Raw genomic sequence first — 20478 nt, forward strand, 5'->3', positions numbered from 1 at the left:
GCGCGTGCGCGACGGCGCGCCGCGCGCGCCTACGCGGGCATCAGCGCGACGTCGATCACGAGCCGGTCCGCCTCGTCCTCGAGCGCGTCGCGCAGCTCGCGCACGTCGATCGTCTCGGGCACCTCGACGCGCATCTCGAGCTCGTAGTGCGGCGAGCCGCCCGGCCCGGGGCGGCTGCGCGTCGAGAGGTCGGCGATGTTGACGCCGCGCGCGGCGAGCGCGCGGCAGATGCTCGCGACGATGCCGGCGCGATCCTCGCCCGCGGCGGACACCGTGTAGAGGCGCGTCCCCGGCGCGGGCACGGACGGGCGCGGCCCCTCCTCGAGGCCGCGCAGCAGGATCGTGAGCCCGTGATCGCGCTCGAGGTGCTTCGCGCCGCGCGCGATGTCGTCGGCCGCCTCGCGCCGCGTCGACGAGCACAGCAGGATGACCGCGAAGTCGCTGCCGAGGATCGTCATGCGCGAGTCCTCGAGGTTCGCATCCGCGTCGTAGATGAGCTGCGCGAGCTCGGCGACGAGGCCGGGCTTGTCGCGACCGATGGCGGAGAGGAGGAACCAGCTGCGCATGCGTGCACGCTCCTGCGTCGTCAGGGAAGGCTCGCGATCACCTCGCGCAGCTCGGCCGCGCTGCGGTGGAACACCGGGAGGTCGGTCCGCGTCCAGCGCACGCGGCCGTCCGGGCCGACGAGCACGAGCGCGCGCTTCGTCATCCCGAGCAGGCCGATCGCGTCGTACGCGCGGCACACGCGCTTGTCGGCGTCCGACGCGACGGGGAACGGGAGCGCGTGCTTCTGCGCGAACGCCTCGTGCGACGCCATCGGCTGCGGATTGATCGCGACGACCTGCACGCCGAGGTCGGCGAACGCGCCGAGGTGGTCGCGGTAGTCGCACAGCTGCTTCGTGCAGACGGGCGTGTCGTCGCCGGGATAGAAGACGAGCAGCACGCTGCCGCGCTCGCACAGCGCCGCGAGCGACACCTCGCCCTGCGTCGAGGGAAGCGCGAAGTCCGGAGCCCGGTCGCCGACGGAGAGGCCGCGTGCCATGCGCGCATCCTACCTCGCGCGGCGGGCCGCTTGGCGCCGCGCGAGCGATCGAGTACTCCTGTCCGGCCTTGCCCGAGCGGGAACCCACGACGGCGCCGCCCGACCACCGCGAGAGCGCTTCGCCGTCGTCCCCCCGCGCCGCGGGCCGCCTTCGCGCGCTGACCCCCCGTCAGCGCAAGGTGCTCGCGCTGCTCGCGGTCGCCGAGCTCTTCGACACCTACGACGCCGCGCTCGTCACGATCGCGATCAAGCAGATCCAGCAGGGGCTCGCGATTCCCGAGGCGCAGCTCGGCACCGTGCAGGGCACGATCCGCCTCGGCATGCTGGCGTCGTTCGCCGTGACGCTCTTCGCCGACCGCTTCGGTCGCCGCCGTCTGCTGCTGCTCACGCTCGTCGGCTTCTCGGTCTTCACGTTCGCCTCCGCACTCGCGCGCACGTCGGGCGAGTTCGTCGTCGCGCAGCTCGTCGCGCGCGCGTTCATCGGCGCGGAGATCATGCTCGCGAGCGTCGTGCTCGTCGAAGAGCTCGCCGCGCGCGATCGCGGCTACGGGCTCGGCCTGCTCGGCGCGCTCGGTGCGCTCGGCTACGGGCTCGCCGCGCTCGCGTTCGCGTTCGTCGACGCGCTGCCCGGCGGCTGGCGGGCGCTCTACGCGCTCGGCGCCGGCCCGCTCCTCGTCGTCGCGTGGATGCGGCGCGGCCTGCCCGAGACGGAGCGCTTCGAGCGGCATCGCCGCGAGCGCGCGGGCAGCGCGGGCGTCGCGGAGACGCTGCGCCCGCTCGGCAGCCTCGTCGTCGCCTATCCGGGACGGCTGCTCGCGATGAGCGCGTTCGTGTTCTGCTTCGACTTCGTGCACTGGCCGGCCTTCGGCTTCCTCCCGAAGGCGATGCAGGACGTGCACGGGTTCTCGCCCGCTGCGGTCTCGACCGTCGTGATCGCCGGCGGCGCCCTCGGCATCCTCGGCAACGTCGTGGCGGGGGCGGTCTCCGATCGCATCGGGCGGCGCGCCGTGATCGCGGGGCTGATCGCAGTGCACGGAACGAGCGCCTTCGCGTTCTACAACTTCGACGGCGCCGCGCCCATCGCCGCGTGGATCGGCATCGCGTTCGCGGCGACCGGGCTCGGCGTGCTGATCAAGGCGCTCGGCAGCGAGCTCTTCCCGACGTCCTACCGCTCGACCGCGGCCGGCGTGCGCCTCGTGGTCGCGACGTTCGGCGGCTACTTCGGATTCCGCGCGCAGAGCGCGCTCTACGACGACGCGCTCGCCTCGCTCGCCGGAACGCCGAACGCCGAGCAGGTCGCGCACGCGCTCGCGATCACGTGGATGCTGCCCGGCCTCGCGCTCGCCGCGCTGCTCGTCGCGTTCATCCCCGAGACCGCGGGGCGCGAGCTCGAGGACATCGCGCCGGAGCGCGCCGGCTCGTGAGCGCGCCCGCGCCGCGGCCCTGGTGGAGCCGCATCCTACCCAGCCGGCCGCCGCCGCTCGACGCGCACCACTGGGACGTGCTCGGCCTCGTGCTCGTCGCGGAGATCGCGTCGCAGTACGCGGCGTCGCTGCTCGTGATGTCGCTGCCGCAGATCCAGACGAGCCTCGCGATCCCCGAGGCGCACGTCGGGACGATCGGCGGCAGCGTGCGCATCGGCATGATCGCGACCGTGTTCGTGACCGCGCTCGCCGACCGCTATGGGCGGCGCCGCATGCTGCTCGCGTTCACGGCGGCCGAGTGCGTGGCCACGGCGCTCACGGGGCTCGTCCGCACGGAGGCCGAGCTGGTCGCGGTGCAGACCGTCCTGCGCGTCTTTCTCGGCGCGGAGTTCATGCTGGGCGCGGTCGTCATCGCCGAGGAGTTCGCCGCGAGCGCGCGCGGCTTCGGCATCGGTGCGCTGTCGATGCTGGGCGCCGTCGGGTACGCGCTCGGCATCGGCCTCTACGCGGCGCTCGACGGCCTCGCCGCGGGCTGGCGCTACCTCCATCTCGCCGGCGCGCTGCCGCTGCTCGCGCTTCCCGCGCTCGCGCGGCGGCTCGGCGAGACGCAGCGCTTCGCGGCGCAGGCGGCGGGCGGCGCGCCGCGCGAGCCGCTCGCGGCGGCGCTCGTCCGCCCGCTGCGCGCGCTCGTCGCGTCGGGCCGCGGGCGCGTCGCCGCGCTCGCCGTGTTCTCGCTCGCCTTCGAGTTCGTGTCGTGGCCCGCGCTGCTGCTCGTCTCGAAGCACCTGCAGCACGCGCACGGCTACACGCCCGGCGGCGTCTCGCTCGTCGTCTTCGCGGGCGGGCTCGTGGGCGTCGGTGGCAACGTCGCGGCGGGCCAGCTGAGCGACCGCTTCGGGCGGCGGCCGCTCGCCGTCGCGATGCTCGCCGGCATGGCGATCGGCACCGCCATCCTCTATCGCGGCGAAGCCGCGTGGGCGCCCGTCGGATGGGCGCTCGGCTCGTTCTCGATGACCGGCTGCAACGTGATCCTGACCGCGCTCTCGAGCGAGCTCTTCCCGACGTCGTCGCGCTCGACGGCCGCGGGCTTCCGCATGTCGGTCGCGTCGCTCGGCGGTGCGCTCGGCTTCTACGCCGAGGCGGCGCTGTTCTCCGGGAGCCACGGCGCGGCGGTCGTCGCGCTCCTGCCCTCGCTCGCGATCGCCGCGCTGGCGGTGTGGATGCTGCCCGAGTCGGCGGGGCGCGAGCTCGAGGAGGTCGCGCCCGACGCGTGAGGCGTGCGGAAGGCCGCGCGCGGTGCGCGCGTTCAGATCAGCGTCGCGGCGCCGACGAGCGGCGACGGCGTGCCGATGCTCGTCAGCCAGAGCTGGTGCACGGCGCGCGTCGCGGCGACGTGCAGCAGGCGCCGCGACGCGGGCGTGTCCGGGTAGTGGTCGGCGCTCGCGTCGAGCACGACCACGTAGTCGAACTCGAGCCCCTTCACCTGCGCGACCTCGCTGATCTCGACGCCGGGCTCGAACGAGAAGTCCTGGTCCGTGACGAGGTGGAGCCGCGGCAGGTCGCAGCGCGAGAGCGCCTCGGCGTAGGTCTGCGAGAGCCGCGGCGAGGGCGTCAGCAGGGCGACGGAGGCGAGCGGTTCGGCGCGCGCGAGCTGCTGCAGCGCGTCGGCGAGGAACGCGACGGAGGCGCCGCGGTCGGTGAAGCGGAAGAGCTCGACGGGCGGGCCGCTGCGCGTCGTGCGCGGCGGTTCGTCGTCCTCGCGCAGGTCGCCGAGCACCTCGAGCGCGAACGACGCGATCTCGTGCGACGAGCGGTAGCTCGTGCGCAGCGTCTCGATCGACGTCCCGGGCACGTCGAGGTGGCGGAAGAAGTCGGCCCACGACGTGAAGCCGCTCGCCTGCATCACGTGCTGCTGCGTGTCGCCGGCGAGCGTGATGCTCTTGCGCTCGTCGAGGCACTCGAGCAGCACCTGCACCTCGACGGGCGCGAAGTCCTGCACCTCGTCGATCGCGACGTGGCGATAGCGCACGGGGCGCGGGTCGCCTTGCGCGCCCGCCGCGCGGAGCGGACCGACGCGCAGCTGCCACGCGCGCAGCAGCAGCGCGTCATCCTCCGGATCGAGCTCGGCCTCGACGTCGCGATCGCCGCCGAGGTACGCGAACACCTCCTCGTTGCGCTTGCGCTGGAGGTCGACGAAGCGCTGCAGCTCGTCGGCGCTCACGTCGCCCGGTGCTTCGCGCTCGAGCACCTCGCGCAGCAGGCGCTCGTTCGTGAGTGCGCTCGCCCAGTCGTCGAGCGCCTGTCGCGGGCTCGGCTCGCCGGGAATGCTGCGCACGTGCGCGTCGAGCACGCGTCCGATCTCGGGGTGGAGCTTGATGCGCGTCGCGATCGCGGGCGTGTCGCCGCGGCGCGCCGTCGGGAGGCGCGGGAAGTGGCGGCGGCACTGCTCGTGCGCCCACTCGCCGTAGGTGACGACGCGCGCGTCCGCGATCCCGAGCGAGGGCAGCACACCCGACACGTAGCTGCGCAGCGCGCGCGAGAACACGACGAAGAGCGTGCGCTCCGAGTCGATCGACGGGTCGTCGTAGGCGAGGTACGCGATGCGGTGCAGGGCGACCGTCGTCTTGCCCGAGCCCGCCGTGCCGCGGATGACGAGGAAGCCCGCGTCCTTGCGCGTGATGAGCTCGAACTGCTCCGGGTCGATCAGGCCGGTGATCTCGGGGAGCCGCTTGTCCGCGCGCTGCACGCGCCCCTGCGCGTCGGTGCCGAGGGCGCGCGCGCCGGCGTGCGCGTCGTCCCATGCGCGCAGGGCGGCGGCCTCGCCGCCCGCGAGGCGCGGCGCCGAGCGCGCGCACGCCTCCCAGCGTTCGGGGTGCGCGGGGTCGCCCTGGAACACGCCCTCGGGCGCGTCGATGCGCTCGAGGCGTCCGTCGCGGATGCGCACCATGCGCCGCGCGACGACCTCGCCCTCGCGCGTGCGGCCCGCGAACTCCTCTTCGTACTCGTCGCCCTGCTGGTAGCGGTAGAAGATCCGCGTCACCGGCGCATTGCGCCAATCGACGATGCGCACGCCCTTCTGCACGCAGGTCGCGCGCCCGAGGAAGAGGTCGCGGTCGTTTCCGCCCTCGCGCAGTCGCAGGTGCGCGAAGTACGGCGAGTGCGGGTCGACCTCGCCGGTCGGCTTGCCGGCGCGGATCTGCTCGAGCAGGGCGCTCTGTCGCTGCCACTCGGCGGTGAGCGCCATCCGATCCTTGTTCTCGGACCCGGACACGAGCTGCGCGCGGAGCGTCTCGAGCTCGCGCACGATCGGCTCCTCGGACGCGGTGCGCACGGCGGGCATCGCCTTCAGCCGCTCGCGGACGGTCTCGAGCTGCGCGAGCTCGTCTTCGACGATCGGATGCGGCACGGGGACGTCTCCGCTCGGTCGGAGGGAGCGCCGGTCGCACGCGGCCGGCGCGCTGCGCTGAAGAGGGATTGATTACGAGAGAACCGGGCGCGCTGTCAAACCACATCTGTCCCGTCGGGCTCGCGCGCGCCGCCGTCGGGCAAACGATGTTCGACCTCGAAGCCCGCGCACGCGCGGACGGGGAGCGGCGGGTAGCGCGCGAAGCGCGCGTCGTCGTCGGCCCGCGCGCAGCGCGTGAAGGTGCTGCCGCTGCGCTTCGCGCTCGCCTGCACGCGCGCGTGGGCGCAGCGCGCGCACAGGCCGGCCCGCTCGTCGCTCGCGGCGCGCGCCGTCACGGCGCGGGCTCGATCTCGACGGCGTGCACCTCGCCCGCGTCGCGCAGCCGCACGTGCACGCGCCCGGCGTCGACGCGGTAGCTCGGCACGTCGTGACCGCGCGGGACCGGCTCGCCGCCGAGCCGCACCGCCTCGGGTCGGCCGACGCCGCGGAAGCACACGCGCACGACGCGCTCGCCGACGTCGAAGTCGCCCTCGCGTCGCGCGATCTCGAGGCGCAGGCGCCCGGCCGCGCGGTCGCGCACGCGCAGCCGCGTGCGCGTCACCGGCCCGTCCTCCGTCGCGCCGTCGTCCTCGTACAGCACCGTCTGGCCGTCGGCGCCGGGTGCGACCTCGACGACGAGCGGCTCGCGCAGCGGCGCGCCGGTCGAGAGCTCGGCGCTCTGCATCGGCAGCGCGGCGCCGCCGCGCAGGAAGAGCGGGATGCGGTCGAGCGGCGCGGCGACCCGCAGGCGCTTCGGGCCGACGTGGCGCGCGTCGTCGTACCAGTCGAGCCAGACGCCGGGCGGCAGGTAGACGTCGCGCTCGCGCGCGCCGCGCTCGAGCACGGGCGCCGCGAGCAGCCACGGCCCGATCATCACCTGGTCCTCGCAGAAGACGGATTCGCCGTCGTCCGGGAACTCGAAGAAGAGCGGGCGCCACACCGGCGCGCCGCTCCGCGCCGCTTCGTGGAAGAGCGAAGACAGATAGGGAAGGAGCTGCATGCGCAGCGCGAGCGCGCGCCGCGCGATGGTCTCGACGCGTCGACCGAAGCTCCACGGCTCCTGGCGCCCGGCCCCCCACATCGAGTGCGTGCGCGCGAACGGATAGAGCGCGCCGATCTGCATCCAGCGCGCGAACAGCTCCGGTGTCGCGCGGCCCGCGAAGCCGCCGATGTCCGCGCCGCAGAACGCGACGCCCGACACCGACAGGCCGAGCAGCATGCGCACGCTCTCGCGGAGGTCGTCCCAGCGGCTCAGCGAGTCGCCCGTCCAGAGCGCCGCGAAGCGCTGCACGCCCTGGCAGCCGGAGCGCGAGAGCACGAAGGGCCGCTCGCCGGGGCGCGCGTCGAGCAGCGCGGCGCGCGACGCGCGCGCCTGCGAGAGGCCGTAGGCGTTGCGCACGCTCTCGTGCGGCACGTCGCCTTCGCCGCCCGCGAGCGCGCGCTGCGTCGCGCGCGCGAAATCGGCCTCGCCGCCCGGGCGGAGCAGCGGGATGCCGGTGCCGAAGCGCACGTCGCGCTTCCAGCCGGCGGGCTCGTTCATGTCGACCCAGATCCCGGCGACGCCGACGTCGAGGAGCGGCGCGTGATTCCGCGCCCACCACGCGCGCACGTCCGCGCGGCCGAAGTCGGGAAGCGCCGCGTCGCCCGGCCAGACGCGCAGCGGGAACCGTCCGCCGCCTTCGTCGCGCAGGAAGTAGTCGCGCTCGCGCCCTTCGCGGAAGAGCGCGAACGCCTCGTCGACCTTGACGCCCGGGTCGGTGATGGCGACGGCGCGAATGCCGTGCGCGGCGAGCTCGCGCGTCATCGCCGCCGGATCGGGGAAGCGGCGCTCGTTCCAGGTGAACACGCGGTAGCCGCGCATGTGGTCGATGTCGAGGTGGATCGCGTCGGTCGGGATGCCGCGCGCGCGGAACGCGCGCGCGAGCGCCTGCACCTCGCGCTGGCTCGCGTACGACCAGCGCGACTGGTGGTGCCCGAGCGCCCAGCGCGGGGGAAGCGCGCTGCGACCGACGTGCGCCGTGAAGCGGCGCAGCACGTCGGCCGGGGCGGGCCCGGGATAGACGACGACGTCGAGCGCGCCGAACCCGCAGGCGAGCTCGATGCGCTCCGGGTCGCGCGCGCCCGCGTCGACGAACGACGCGCACGTCGCATCGAGCAGCACGCCGCGCGCGCGGCGCGCCGCGACGTCGTGGAGCAGCGCGAACGGGATCGACACGTAGAGGGCGTCGGCGCCGAGGCCGATCTCGGGATCCTGGTTGCGGAGCACCGATGCGCGGCCGCGGCGGTCCATCGCGCCGCTCTTCTCGCCGAGCCCGAAGACGTGCTCGCGCGGCCGCGTCGCCAACGCGATCGCCCCGCCGCCCGACGCGCCGACGCGCGCGTCGACGAGCGTCGCGAGCTCGGCGCCGTCGCGCGTCTCGATGCGCACCTCGAACGGGTCGGCGCGCAGCGCGATGCGCGGCGCGTTCTCGGCCGCGCCGCACGCGATCGCGACCTCGCCCTCGCCGCCCGCGTGCGCGCGCGCGTCGATCGACGCGAGCGGCCAGGCGGGTCGCCCGAGCGCCTCGGCGGGTTCGGGCGCGAGCGCGTCGCCCGCGGCGAGGCGCAGGCGCACGCTGCCGTCGAGCGCGACCGCGAGCTCGCCCACTGCGCCGTCGAAGCGCAGCGCGATCGCGCCGCTCCGCATCGCGCGCAGCGACGCGAGGCCGCCGAGCGGCCGCAGATCGCGGGGGTACGACGGGTGACGCGTCGGATCGCTCGCGACGCGCGCGCGTCCGCGCCTGGAGGGCGTGCGTTCGCGTTCGCGCGCGCGCGCCGGGCCTTCGCGGCGCGCGTCGTGCGAGCTGGGGCGCGACATGCGCGCAGTCTACAATCGCGCGCCATGGGTCGCCTCGCGCGCTTGCTCGACGGGCTCGAACGCGTGCTCGCGCTCGCCGAGGAACGCATGCTGCGCGACCGCGCGCCCGCGTACGACGGCGACTTCTTCGCGCGCCACCTCGCCTTCCGCTTCGAGCCCTCGTCCGACGGCGGGCGGCTCGTCGGCATCCCGCATCCCGCGCTCTTCGCGCTCGACGACCTCGTCGGCGTCGATCGCAACGTCGAGCGCCTCGTCCGCAACACCGAGCAGCACGTGCGCGGCCTGCCCGCGAACAACGCGCTCCTCTACGGCGAGCGGGGAACGGGCAAGTCGTCCGCCGTGCGCGGCCTCCTCGCGCGCTTCGGCGCGCAGGGGCTGCGCATGGTCGAGGTGCACCGCGACGAGCTCGTCCACCTCCCGCACGTGCTCGCCGCGATCGCGGCCGACGGCGGCCGCCATCGGTTCCTGCTCTTCGTCGACGATCTCTCGTTCGGGCCGGGAGAGGCGGGTTACCGCGAGCTCAAGGCGGCGCTCGAGGGCAGCCTCGAGGGCCCGCCCGCCTCCGTGCGGATCGTCGCGACGAGCAACCGCCGCCACCTCCTGCCCGAGTCGATGGCCGACAACCGCGGCGCGCACGTGGACGAAGCGGGCGAGCTGCACCTCGGCGAGGCGCTCGACGAGAAGCTCGCGCTCTCCGATCGCTTCGGTCTGAAGCTCGGCTTCTACCCGTTCGACCAGGACACCTACCTCGCGATCGTGCGCCACTGCCTGGCGCGCGCGAACGTCGACATCTCCGAAGGGTCCGCCTCCGGCGGCGGCGTCCCGAGCTGGGAGTGCGTGCGCGCCGATGCGCTCCGCTTCGCGCTCGAGCGCGCGAGCCGCTCCGGTCGCGTCGCGCGCCAGTTCGCCGACGATCTCGCCGGGCGGCTCGCCCTCGAGCGCGCCACCGCGTCGACGCCGGACGGCGAACGTTAGGCGCTCGCCGCTCGCGGCCGTCCGCATCCGGCGCGGCGGCCCTTCCCGCCCTTCGCCGTCGCGCCTCAGGCACCGTGCGTCCGGCGCGGCGGCGTGAGCACGCGCGCGAAGGCGTCGGCGAAGGCCGAAGCGTCGCCGGGCCCGAGGTCGGCGACGGTGACGCGCACGGCGGGCGGGCTCTCGATGCGGAAGCGCTCGCCCGCGGCGACGGCGAAGCCCTCGTCGAGCAGTCCCTGCAGCGTGCGCGCCTCGTCGGCGACCGGGATCCAGATGTTGTGGCCCGACACGCCCGTCGCCGCGATGCCGTGCGCAGCGAGCGCTTCGAGTGCGGCAGCGCGGCGCTCGGCGTAGGTCGCGGCCGCGCGCGCGAGCATCGCGCGCACGTCGTCGGCCTCGAGCAGCGCGGCGACGAGCCGCTGCAGCACGAAGCTCACCCACCGCACGCCCACGAGCTGGCGGCCCTCGACGCGCGCGGCGGTCGCCGGGTCGGCGGCGAACACGGCGACGCGCAGGTCGGGGCCGAGCGCCTTCGAGACGGAGCGGATCGCGACGCGCCGCGCGCGGGCGTGCTCGAGCAGCGTCGCGTAGGGAGCGCCCGAGACCGCGCCCATGTGGTCGTCCTCGATCACGAGGAGGTCGGGGCTGCGGACGAGCGCCGCGCGGAGGGCGGCGGCGCGGGCGGCCGAGATGGCGGCGCCCGTCGGGTTCTGCGCGCGCGGGGTCGCGATGAACGCCTCCGCTCCGCGGGCGAGTGCTGCCTCGAGCGAGGCCGGCAGCGGCCCCTCGGCGTCGACGGCGACCGGCACCGCCTCGAGGCCGAGCGCCGCGACGAGGTCGAGCACGCCCGTGAAGCCCGGGTCCTCGACGGCGACGCGGTCGCCCGGGCGCAGGTGCGCCTGGAGCACGCGCTCGATCGCGTCGAGCGCGCCGCTCGCGATGCCGACCGCCTCGCACGGGATGCCGTCGGCCAGGAAGTCCGCGCGCGCGAGGCGCTCGAGGTCGGGGTGGATCACGGCCTCGCCGTAGAGCCGCGAGGGGCCGCCGTCGCGCGCGAGCGTCGCGAGGAAGGGCGCGAGGTCGGGCAGGAGGCGGGGGTCGGGATTGCCGAGCGACAGATTGCGAACGTGTTCCGGTACGGCGGGCGGCGGGGCCGAAGCGATGGGAGGACGGGGACTTACACGCGTCCCCCGGCGCCCGCGCGCGACCGCGAGGCCGCGTGCGCGCAGCGCCCGGTAGGCGGCGGCGACGGTCGCCGGCGCCAGCCCGAGCCGGCCGGCGAGCTCGCGCACGGTCGGCAGCGGGTCGCCGGGGGCGAGCTCGCCCGCCCGGATCGACGCCTCGATGCTCGCCGCCACCTGGACGGCGCCCGCGCCGGTGATACGCTGCGCTCGCTTCTTCTGTGCAGTCACAGAACAAGTAACGTACTAGAACAAAAATCCCGCGCAACCCGCCGGGAGCGCCCGAGACGCGAGGTCCTTCCCATGTCCCCGATCGACGCCGCAGCCCCTGCCGACGAGGCCCCGCTCCGCCCGCGCGCCGCGCCGCCCACCGCGCGCACGACCGTGAAGCGCGGCGCCGCGCGCGCGGCCTACGAGCGCGACGTCGTCCGGGCGATCGCCGACGACGCGCTCCTCTGCCACGTCGCCTGCGCGGTCGACGGCGCGGCCCACCAGATCCCGATCTTCTTTGCCCGCATGGGCGACGAGCTCGTGCTCCACGGCTCGACCGGAAACCGCGTGCTGCGCGCGCTGCGCGACGGCGCGGAGGCGACGATCGGCATCGCGCTGTGCGACGGGCTCGTGCTCGCGCGCTCGGCCTTCCACCACTCCGTGAACTACCGCTCGGTCGTCGCCTACGGCCGCGCGCGCGAGCTCGCGGGCGCCGAGAAGCTCGCGGCGCTCGAGTGCCTGATCGAGAAGGTCGCGCCCGGCCGCTGGCGCGACACGCGCCCGCCGAACGACGAGGAGCTGCGCCGCACGCTCGTGCTCGCCGTGCCGCTCGGCGAGGCGTCGGCCAAGGTGCGGACGGGCGGCCCGCTCGAGGAGGACGAGGACTGGGAGCTGCCGCACTGGGCGGGCGTCGTGCCGCTGCGGACGCAGGCTGGCGAGCCCGTCCCCTGCGAGCGGCTCGCGCCGGGCGTCGCGCCGCCCGAGAGCGTGCGGGCGCGCGGCGCGCGGCCGGGCGCGCAGGGCTAGCCGGGGTGCCGCGCGGCGCGAGCCGCGGCGGGATGCGAGAGCGGGAGGAGCGGGCGGGCCGGCGCAGCCGGCCCGCCCGCCGCCATCAGAGGACGCCGAGCTCCTTGCCCACCTTCTCGAGCGCTTCGAGCGCGCGGTCGAGGTGCGGGCGGCGGTGCGTCGCCATGTAGGACGTGCGGATCATCGCCTCGCCGGGCGGCACGGCCGGCGTGATCACGGGGTTCGCGAAGACGCCCTCGTCCTGGAGGCGCGCGGCGAACGTGAAGGCCGTCAGGTCGTCGCCGACGACCATCGGGATCACCGGCGAGTTCGAGACGCCCGTGTCGAAGCCGAGCCCCTCGAGCTCGCGCTTCATGTACTCGGTGTTCTCCCAGAGCTGCTTCCGCCGCTCCGGCTCGCGCTCGATGATCTCGAGCGCCTTGGTGACCGCCGCGCACGAGGCCGGCGGCGGCGCCGCCGAGAAGATCTCCGCGCGCGCGTGGTGCTTGATGTACTCGACGACCTGCGAGCCGCCGGCGATGAAGCCGCCGATCGCGGCCAGGCTCTTCGAGAACGTGCCCATGACGAGGTCGACCTCGTGCTCGAGCCCGAAGTGCTCGCCCGTGCCGCGCCCGTTGTCGCCGAGGACGCCGAGGCCGTGCGCGTCGTCCACCATGAGCCGCGCGCCGTACTGCTTCTTGAGCCGCACGAGGTCGGGCAGCTTCGCGATGTCGCCCTCCATCGAGAAGATGCCGTCGACGACGATGATCCGGCCCCGCTCCGGGTCGCTGTTCGCGAGCTTCTCGGCGAGGTCCTCCATGTCGTTGTGCTTGAACTTGAGCGCCTTGCCGAACGACAGCCGCACGCCGTCGATGATCGAGGCGTGGTCGAGGTTGTCGAGGAAGGCCGTGTCGTGGCGGTCGAGCAGGCAGGACAGCACGCCGACGTTCACCTGGTAGCCCGTCGAGAACGACAGGACGGCGTCGCGCCGCATGAACGCGGCGAGCCGCTCCTCCATCTCCACGTGGATGTCGAGCGTGCCGTTCAGGAGGCGCGAGCCCGCGCAGCCCGTGCCGTAGCGCTCGAGCGCGGCGATCGCGGCCGCCTTCACCTCGGGGTGGTTCGTGAGCCCGAGGTAGTTGTTCGACCCGAGCATCACGACTTCTTCGCCGTCGATCGTGACGACGGGGTCCTGGGCCGAGGAGATCGCGCGGTAGTACGGGTAGATGCCGGCGGCGCGCACCTCGCGCGAGAGCGTGTAGCGGTCGCACTTGGCGAAGACGTCCAAACCAGATCCTCCTGATCACGAACGAGAACCAGCCACTCCGCGCACGCCGAGCGTGAACGCACTGCGATCGCGGGGCTTGGTGGTCGGTCCCTCTCCGTGGAGGCCGCGGCTCGGCGCGTCGCGCCATCGCGGCCTTGTTGTCGGATGCGCCCTGGGGTTCGGAGGGGGCGGTGGGAAGGGCGTCCGAGCGGTCTCGAGCGGCGGCCGAGCGTACCAGAGCGGCGCGCGCTTGGTGAGCGGTCGAGGCCCCGAGGGGCCGACTCGCGAGCGACCGGGCCGGCGCGCATCACCCGCGACGCCGGCGCCGCGCCATCGCTCGCGAAGGTGGCTCGCGTCGCCGCGCTTTGGTTGACTCGCGCCCGGCCAGGCGGCCGCTGGGGGGCTCGGGTTGCACTCGCCGATCGCGCGCTCGCTCGGGGTCGCGCTGCTCGCAGCGGCGCTCGCCGGCGGGCTCGCTCCGTCCGCCCGCGCCGACATGGCCGACGACCTGCCCCCGGGCGGCTACGCATCGGGCGGCGCCCCCGCTCCGGCCGACTCCGTCGACGAGCCCGATTTCGACGCTCCCGAGCCCGATGGTGCCGCGCCCTCCGACGCCTGCGACCCGCTCTTCGACGACGACTGCCCCGAGGACGGCGGCGCGCCGCTCGCCCAGTTCCCCGACCCCTGGGAGCCCTACAACCGCGGCGCCATGGCGTTCAACCGCGTCTTCGACGACGTCGTGTTCGACCCGATGACGAAGGCCTACAAGCTGCTCCCCGACCCGGTCGAGCACGGCATCCAGAACGCCCTCGACAACCTCGACACGCCCTCCATCGCCATCAACGACGCGCTCCAGCTCGAGTGGGTCGACATGGCGACCACGCTCTCGCGCTTCGTCGTGAACTCGACCCTCGGCGTCGCGGGCGTCTTCGACGTGGGGTCGCGCATCGGCCTCGAGCGCCACTCGTCGGACTTCGGCCAGACGCTCGCGATCGCCGGCTCGCCGAGCGGGCCCTACGTCGTGCTGCCCGTGCTCGGGCCGACGACGGTGCGCGACGCGTTCGGCAACGTCGCGGACGCGGCGATGAACCCGATCCTCTTCCTGTTCGGGCTCGGGTCGCTCCAGCAGATCGGCGACATCGGGATGAGCGGGCTCGCGCTGCGCGCGGACAAGATCCAGGAGCTCGAGAGCCTCGAGAAGGGCTCGATCGACTTCTACGCCGCGCTGCGCAGCGCGTTCTTCCAGAACCGTCAGGCGGAGATCTGGAGCCGGCGCGAGCACCGGCGCGACGACTTCGCGCGCTAGCGCGTTCGCGCGCGCGTCAGTTGAGCGAGCCTGCGGCGAGCTCCTGCGTCTTGCCCTCGATCGTCTCGATCAGCTTCGCGAAGCCGTCGCGCTTGAGGACGGCCGAGTACTCGGAGCGTCGCAGGGCGAGCTCGCTCACCGTCCCGTTCAGGTAGACGTCGATCACCCGCCAGGCCCCGCCCGTCTCGTGGAGGCGGTAGTTGAGCTGCACGTCCTCGCCCGACGGGTTGTGCAGGACGGAGCGGACGACGGTCGTGCCGTGGCCCGCCGGCTCCTCGCCGAGCACCTCGAACGTCTGTCCCGAGAAGCCCTCGAAGCGGCCCGCGTAGGTGGCGGCGGTCATCTCGTGGAACGACGCCAGCCACTGCTGCTGCTCCTCGGGCGAGAGCTTCGACCAGTGCCGGCCGACGGTCTTCTCGGCCATGAACGGCAGGTCGAACGACTGCGTGACGATCGCGTAGAGCCGGTCGTAGCGACCGCGGTAGCCGATCGCATCCGCCTGCTTCATCACGCCGAGCAGCCCTTCGTGGAGCGCGTCGATCGCGGCGGAGGCGCCGCTCCGGGAAGGCGCCTCGGCGCGCGCCGACGGAGCGGAGGCGACGGCGACGGCGAGGACGATCGAAGCGAGCGAGGCGAGTGCGATCGGGGTGCGTCGGTGCACGGCGGGTTCCTCTTCAGCAGGGGCTCGGAGGTCGTTGTGGCTGCCGGGTGCGGCCCGGTTCCGAGGTCGGCGCGCTGCGACGCGCGTCGGCGGATGCGATTCGCGAGCCGGATCGCGGACGCGCCTCTTCTCGCTCGGGGGGCCGCACTCGGGGGAGGTGGTCACACGCGCCGGTGACCGACCCGGGTCGCAGTCGCTCGGGACGCTCGGGCGCGCGCGCCGCGATGCCTCCGGCAGGGGGTGGACCCGCGAAAGACCGGCCCACGGCGCATCGCGACCGGCGCGGAGCCTAGCGGATCGCCGACCCGCGACCACGCGCGGCGCAGCTTCTTCGCGAAGTCGTCGCGTGCGCTAAGCGTTCGACGAGATCGAGATGCCCAGATGAGCCGAACTCCTCCCCCGCCCGACCCCGCTTCGTCGGACGGCGGCCTCGGCGCGGCCGTCGCCGCCGCGGTCGAGCGCGTCGTCCGTGCGGCGTCTCGCCACCCCCGCGTCGTGCTGGCGACCGCGGGCCTGGTCGTCGTCGTCGCCGGTGCGCTCTCCGCGTCGCTGCTGCGCGTCAACGCCGACCAGGACGCGATGTTCTCCGACGAGCTCCCGCACCGGGTCGTCGAGATCGCCTACATGCGCGAGTTCCCCGCGCTCTACGAGAACGTCGTCGTCGTCGTGGACGGCGACGACGAGGAGCGAGTGCGCGACGGAGCGGCGGCGCTCGCCGCGCGGATGCGCTCCGAGCCCGCCTACTTCCGCAACGTCTACCTGCCGCGCGGCGAGTTCTTCGAGCAGAACGCGCTGCTCTACATGTCGACCGACGAGCTCGAGGATTTCGCCGACCGGCTCGCGCGCGTGCAGCCCTATCTCGCGGGGCTCGCGGAGGACGGCACGCTGCGAGGGCTCGCCATGATGCTCGCGCGCGGCGCGCGCGCCGCGCGCGAGGGCGACATCGACGGCGCCGATCTCGCTCCGATCTTCGAGCGCATCGAGCGCGCGATCCGCGCGACGCTCGACGGCGCGCCCTACCGGTTCTCGTGGGCGGAGGTCGTCGCGGGCGGCGCGCTCGGCGACGTCGACCCGACGGCGCGCGCGCGGCGGCTCGTCATCGCGCAGCCGGTGCTCGACTTCGGCCGCCTCGCGGCGGCGGGCGAGCCGCTCGAGGCGCTGCGCCGGTTCGCGGACGAGCTCGGGCTCGACGGGGAGTCCGGCGTGCGCGTGCGCGTGACGGGCGACGTCGCGCTGTCGTACGAGGAGATGACGCTCGTCGAGCGACAGGCCGCGGCGGCCGGCGTCGCGTCGTTCGTGCTCGTGACGGCGCTCCTCGCCGTCGCGCTGCGCTCGCTGCGGCTCGTGCTCGCGGTGGTCGCGAGCCTGCTCGTCGGGCTCGTCGCGACCGCGGGCTTCGCGGCGGTCGCCGTCGGGCACCTGAACCTCATCTCCGTCGCGTTCGCGGTGCTGTTCATCGGGCTCGCCGCGGACTTCAGCCTCCATCTCTGTCTGCGCTACCAGGAGCTCGCGGCGGCCGGCGCCTCGCGCGAGGACGCGCTCGCGACGACGGCGCGCGGCGTCGGCGCGTCGATCGTGCTGTGCGCCGCGACGACGTCGATCGGCTTCTTCGCCTTCGTGCCGACCGACTTCGCCGGCGTCGCGGAGCTCGGATGGATCGCGGGCGTCGGAATGGCGATCGGCCTCGCGTGCACGTTCACGGTCGCCCCGGCCGTGATCGCGCTCGTCCCCGCCCCGCGAGCCGGGGCGGCGCGCGGCGCGCAGCTCGCGCTCCCGAGCCTGCCCCTCCGCCATCCGCGCACCGTCGCCGCCGCGGCCGCCGCGGCGACGCTCGGCGCGCTCGCGCTCCTCCCGCGCGTCGAGTTCGACGAGAACCCGCTGCGCGTGCGCGACCCGGACGCCGAATCGGTGCGCACGTTCGAGGAGCTGCTCGACCAGTCGCGGACGTCGCCGTGGACCATGGCGGCGATCGCGGACGACGTCGCGAGCGCCGACGCGCTCGCGGAGAGGCTTCGCGCGCTCCCCGTCGTCGCGAGCGTCGAGACCGTCTCGGACTTCATCCCCGACGACCAGGACGAGAAGCTCGCGATCCTCGCGGACGCGTCGCTCTTCCTCGCGCCACCACCGACCGCGACGGGGGCGGCCGCGCCGCCGAGCGTCGAGCAGCAGCTCGCCGCGCTGCGCGAGCTCGACGGCGAGCTCGCGCGCCTCGAGCGCGCGGGCGATCGCGTCGCGCCCCCCGCGCTGCTGGCGCGCGCCTCGAAGCTGCGCGAGGCGATGCGCGCGTTCGTGCAGCGCGCGCTCACGGCCGACCGCGCCGACGAGCTGGTCGGCGCGCTCGAGGCGAGCCTCGTCGGCTCGCTCCCGGCCCAGCTCGAGACGCTCGAACGTCTGCTCGGCGCGGAGCGCATCACCTACGACGCGCTGCCGAAGGGGCTGCGCGATCGGATGGTCTCGGACGGCGGGCGCGTGCGGCTCGAGATCCGCCCGCGCGAGGACATGAACGACGGCGCCGCCCTCGCGCGCTTCGTCGCGGCCGTGCGCACGGTCGCGCCGGATGCGACGGGGAGCGCCGTCGCCATCCACGAAGCCAGCCACACCGTCGTGCGCGCACTGCGCGAGGCCCTGCTCGCCGCGCTCGTGATGATCGCGCTGCTCCTGTTCGCGATCTGGCGCGCGCTCGGGGACACGCTGCTCGTCATGACGCCGCTCGTGCTGTCGGGCCTCGCGACGAGCGCGGCCGCGGTGCTCGCGGGCATCCCGTTCAACTTCGCCGACATCATCGTGCTGCCGCTCCTGCTCGGCATCGGCGTCGACTCGGGCATCCACCTCGTCGCGCGCGCACGCGAGGAGGAGCGCGCGCGCGACCTGCTCGAGACGAGCACCGCGCGCGCGATCGTCTTCAGCGCCCTCACGACGATCGCGAGCTTCGGAAGCCTCGCGCTCTCGACCCACCGCGGCATCGCGAGCCTCGGGCAGCTGCTGACGCTCGGCGTCGCGATCAGCCTCGTCTTCAACCTGGTCGTGCTGCCGGCGCTGATCGTGCTGAGACGGCGCCGCTCGCGCGCCTAACGATTCCAGGGCATGCCGGCGCTCGCATAGCGAGCGGCGAGGGCCGCGGCCTGGCGGACGTCGAGGACGGGGAGCGAGGCGACGACGGCATCGAGCCGCGCGTCGCCCGGCGCGGCGCCTGCGGCGCGCAGCGCCGCATAGCGCGCGGCCGCCGCCGCGAAGACGCGCGCCCCTGCGGCCCCGGGCGGGCTCGCGACCGCGAGCTCCGCGGCGCGCGCGCTCGCGGCTTCGGGGCGATCGCGCGCGAGGTCGGCCTGCACGAGTCGCCGCAGCGCCGCGCGCGCGAGGGGGTCGACGCCCGCATCGCGCGCGAGAGCGACGAGCCGTTCGTCCGCGCGCGCCGCGTCGTCGTATGCGCCGACGACCAGCCACGCCGACGCGACCGCATCGAGCGCGTCGAGGGCCGCGCCGTCCACGCCCGCCGCTCCTGCGGCGCCCGCCGCTCCTGCGGCGCCCGCCGCTCCCGCGGCGCCCGCCGCTCCCGCGCGCGCGACGAGCGCGTCGAAGTGGCGGGGCAGCACGCCGTGCGCGCGGCCCCACGCGGGCGCGCGCGCGGCGACGACGCTCGCATCGAAGCCGCGCCCGACCTCGAACGGCACGCCCTGGCTCGCGTAGTAGGCGGCGACCTTCCCGATGCGCTCGCGGCTCGCAGCGCTTCCATCGCGCCGCGCGAAGACGCTGCAGCGCGCGGCGCGGAAGACGGGGAGCCACCCCTCGACGCGCTCGAGCCGCGTCGTCGTGTACACGCGGCGCTCGGTGCTCGCCCCCGGCTTCGGAAGCCCCGAGCCGAGGAACACGTCGACGCGGTGCGCGTCGAGCGCGCGCTCGAGTGCGTCGCCGGTCTCGAAGCGGCCCGCTTCGATCGCTTCGAGGTCGAGCCGCACGCGCGCCGGGTAGTTGAGGCTCCCGTTCGCGAACGCGCGCAGTCGCGGTGCGAGCCAGAAGCCGAGGAAGCCGCCCTGCGCGTAGCCGTTGAAGAGCCGGCCCTCGACGCCGGCGGCGCGCAGGAAGCCCGCACACTCGGGGAAGTGCTTGAAGCTCTCGAACGGACGCGCGAGATACGTGGCCGCTCGCGCCGGCACGCGCGCGGCGCGCGCCGCGAACGCGGGGTCGAACGGAAGCGCGAGGGCGACGGCGAGTGCGATGCCGAGCGCGCCGGCCGCGGCCGCGTTCGAGCGCGCGCGCACGAGCGGCGCGCGGGCGACGAGCGCGAGCGCGAACACGACCATCCACTCGAAGCGCACGGCGACGCACATCGCGGCGCCGGCCGCCGCCGCGAGTGCGATCGGCACGCCCGTGTCCGCGCGCCTGCGCGCGAGCGCTTCCGCGGCGGCGGCGAGCGCGAGCACGGCGACGAGCGTCGCCGCCGCCCACGCGACGAAGCCCGGGCCCGACGCGTCGAGCGCCTGCGCGACGTCGAACGGCGACCACGCCGCCCACTCGTCGTGGATCGCCGCGACGTCGGGTGTGTCGCGCGCGTCGAGGAAGGGGCGCAGCATCGCGAGGTGCTGGTGCACGCCGTTCGGGTTCGCGAGCGCGAGCGCGAGGCCGGCGGCGAGGGTCGCCGCGACGCGCCGCGCGCGCCGGGCGTCGCGCGCACCGTCCGCACCCGCACCCGCGAGCGCGCGGTCGAGCGCGATGCCCGCGAGCGCGGCGACGAGGAGCGCGGCGCCGAGCCCGAACGCCGCGTGGCAGTTCGCCCAGAGCGCCATCGCGATCGCCGCCGCCGCGATCCGCCGCGGCGGCGGCCCGTCGCGCGGCTCGATCGCGAGCCGGTGGAGCGCGAGCGCCGCCAGCATCGTGACGAGGTGCGGCCGCATCTGGAAGAGGCGGTACCAGCTGCACGCGAGGAAGAGGCTCGTTCCCGCATGGGCGAAGAGCGCCGACCCCGACGCGCGCCGCAGCGTCGACCACGCGAGCGCCGCGATCGCCGCCGCGAGCGCGGCGTGCGCGACGCGCAGGCCGTGGAAGCCGGACACGCGCTGTGCGCCGTAGCTCGCGACGTCGAACAGCCACGTGCCGCTCGAGGGCGGGAGCTCGGCCGTGTGCAGGAGCGGGTCGCGCGCGAGCGCCCACGTGCGCTCGGCGACGTGCGCGCGCCCGTAGCCGAGGTGCCACCAGAGGTCGTCGGTGTCGACGGGGCGCGCGACGAGCCAGCCGACCATCGCGGCCGTCACCGCGAGCGCGGCGGCGGCCGCGCGCGTCGCCCGCCGCTCGGCGCGGCCCGCGCGCGCGGGCTCGCTCGCGCCGCGGGC

15 protein-coding genes are annotated in these 20478 nt (G+C 75.1%); 6 read left to right on the plus strand and 9 right to left on the minus strand.

Translation table 11 applies throughout. The features are described 5' to 3' along the window. Positions 1 to 29: 29 nt before the first annotated feature. Both R3E88_00455 and R3E88_00460 read right to left on the minus strand, forming a co-directional pair. A complete protein-coding gene (locus tag R3E88_00455; GenBank protein ID MEZ4214921.1) occupies positions 30 to 566 on the minus strand; it encodes an ACT domain-containing protein in 537 nt (178 codons plus the stop codon). A 20-nt stretch (positions 567 to 586) separates the two neighbouring features. Next, on the minus strand, positions 587 to 1042 hold the full coding sequence (locus tag R3E88_00460; protein MEZ4214922.1) for a peroxiredoxin: 456 nt from the start codon (positions 1040 to 1042) through the stop codon (positions 587 to 589). A 68-nt stretch (positions 1043 to 1110) separates the two neighbouring features. On the opposite strand from R3E88_00460, the gene R3E88_00465 reads away from it, so the two are divergent. Then, positions 1111 to 2466 carry an MFS transporter gene (locus tag R3E88_00465; GenBank protein MEZ4214923.1) on the plus strand — a complete coding sequence of 452 codons (1356 nt, stop codon included), beginning with the start codon at positions 1111 to 1113 and terminating at the stop codon, positions 2464 to 2466. Then, complete coding sequence (locus tag R3E88_00470; protein MEZ4214924.1) at positions 2463 to 3740, plus strand: MFS transporter; 1278 nt, start codon at positions 2463 to 2465, stop codon at positions 3738 to 3740. Before R3E88_00465 ends, R3E88_00470 begins: the two co-directional genes overlap by 4 nt. A 32-nt stretch (positions 3741 to 3772) precedes the next feature. Here R3E88_00470 and R3E88_00475 read toward each other — a convergent pair whose 3' ends face one another. From R3E88_00475 to R3E88_00485, 3 genes are all read right to left on the minus strand, one after another. Next, positions 3773 to 5872 (minus strand): 3'-5' exonuclease, encoded by a 2100-nt coding sequence (locus R3E88_00475; GenBank protein ID MEZ4214925.1) that lies wholly within the window; start codon positions 5870 to 5872, stop codon positions 3773 to 3775. 95 nt (positions 5873 to 5967) lie between these two features. Beyond that, complete coding sequence (locus R3E88_00480) at positions 5968 to 6207, minus strand: hypothetical protein (protein ID MEZ4214926.1); 240 nt, start codon at positions 6205 to 6207, stop codon at positions 5968 to 5970. Beyond that, positions 6204 to 8768, minus strand: a complete 2565-nt coding sequence (locus R3E88_00485) for a glycoside hydrolase family 31 protein (GenBank protein ID MEZ4214927.1) — start codon at positions 8766 to 8768, stop codon at positions 6204 to 6206. Before R3E88_00485 ends, R3E88_00480 begins: the two co-directional genes overlap by 4 nt. A 24-nt stretch (positions 8769 to 8792) precedes the next feature. On the opposite strand from R3E88_00485, the gene R3E88_00490 reads away from it, so the two are divergent. Then, complete coding sequence (locus R3E88_00490) at positions 8793 to 9743, plus strand: ATP-binding protein (GenBank protein ID MEZ4214928.1); 951 nt, start codon at positions 8793 to 8795, stop codon at positions 9741 to 9743. 65 nt (positions 9744 to 9808) lie between these two features. Here R3E88_00490 and R3E88_00495 read toward each other — a convergent pair whose 3' ends face one another. Continuing rightward, the gene (locus R3E88_00495) at positions 9809 to 11152 is read right to left on the minus strand and encodes an aminotransferase class I/II-fold pyridoxal phosphate-dependent enzyme (GenBank protein ID MEZ4214929.1); all 1344 of its coding nucleotides are present in this window, start codon (positions 11150 to 11152) and stop codon (positions 9809 to 9811) included. 72 nt (positions 11153 to 11224) lie between these two features. Between R3E88_00495 and R3E88_00500 the strand changes: the two genes are divergently transcribed. Continuing rightward, positions 11225 to 11938, plus strand: a complete 714-nt coding sequence (locus tag R3E88_00500) for a pyridoxamine 5'-phosphate oxidase family protein (protein MEZ4214930.1) — start codon at positions 11225 to 11227, stop codon at positions 11936 to 11938. Between the two features lie 85 nt (positions 11939 to 12023). Here the strand turns inward: R3E88_00500 and R3E88_00505 are convergent, their stop codons facing one another. Continuing rightward, on the minus strand, positions 12024 to 13205 hold the full coding sequence (locus R3E88_00505; protein MEZ4214931.1) for an aminotransferase class I/II-fold pyridoxal phosphate-dependent enzyme: 1182 nt from the start codon (positions 13203 to 13205) through the stop codon (positions 12024 to 12026). Positions 13206 to 13593: 388 nt separating this feature from the next. Between R3E88_00505 and R3E88_00510 the strand changes: the two genes are divergently transcribed. After that, positions 13594 to 14490 carry a VacJ family lipoprotein gene (locus R3E88_00510; protein ID MEZ4214932.1) on the plus strand — a complete coding sequence of 299 codons (897 nt, stop codon included), beginning with the start codon at positions 13594 to 13596 and terminating at the stop codon, positions 14488 to 14490. 16 nt (positions 14491 to 14506) lie between these two features. Here the strand turns inward: R3E88_00510 and R3E88_00515 are convergent, their stop codons facing one another. Then, complete coding sequence (locus R3E88_00515; GenBank protein ID MEZ4214933.1) at positions 14507 to 15151, minus strand: ABC transporter substrate-binding protein; 645 nt, start codon at positions 15149 to 15151, stop codon at positions 14507 to 14509. A 381-nt stretch (positions 15152 to 15532) separates the two neighbouring features. Here R3E88_00515 and R3E88_00520 point away from each other — a divergent pair, with 381 nt between their 5' ends. After that, positions 15533 to 18223 carry an MMPL family transporter gene (locus tag R3E88_00520; GenBank protein ID MEZ4214934.1) on the plus strand — a complete coding sequence of 897 codons (2691 nt, stop codon included), beginning with the start codon at positions 15533 to 15535 and terminating at the stop codon, positions 18221 to 18223. Here the strand turns inward: R3E88_00520 and R3E88_00525 are convergent. Continuing rightward, on the minus strand, positions 18220 to 20400 hold the full coding sequence (locus R3E88_00525; GenBank protein MEZ4214935.1) for a hypothetical protein: 2181 nt from the start codon (positions 20398 to 20400) through the stop codon (positions 18220 to 18222). The genes R3E88_00520 and R3E88_00525 overlap by 4 nt on opposite strands. Positions 20401 to 20478 lie beyond the last annotated feature (78 nt).

Source organism: Myxococcota bacterium, assembly GCA_041389495.1.
Taxonomy (GTDB): Bacteria; Myxococcota_A; UBA9160; order UBA9160; family UBA4427; genus JAWKRT01.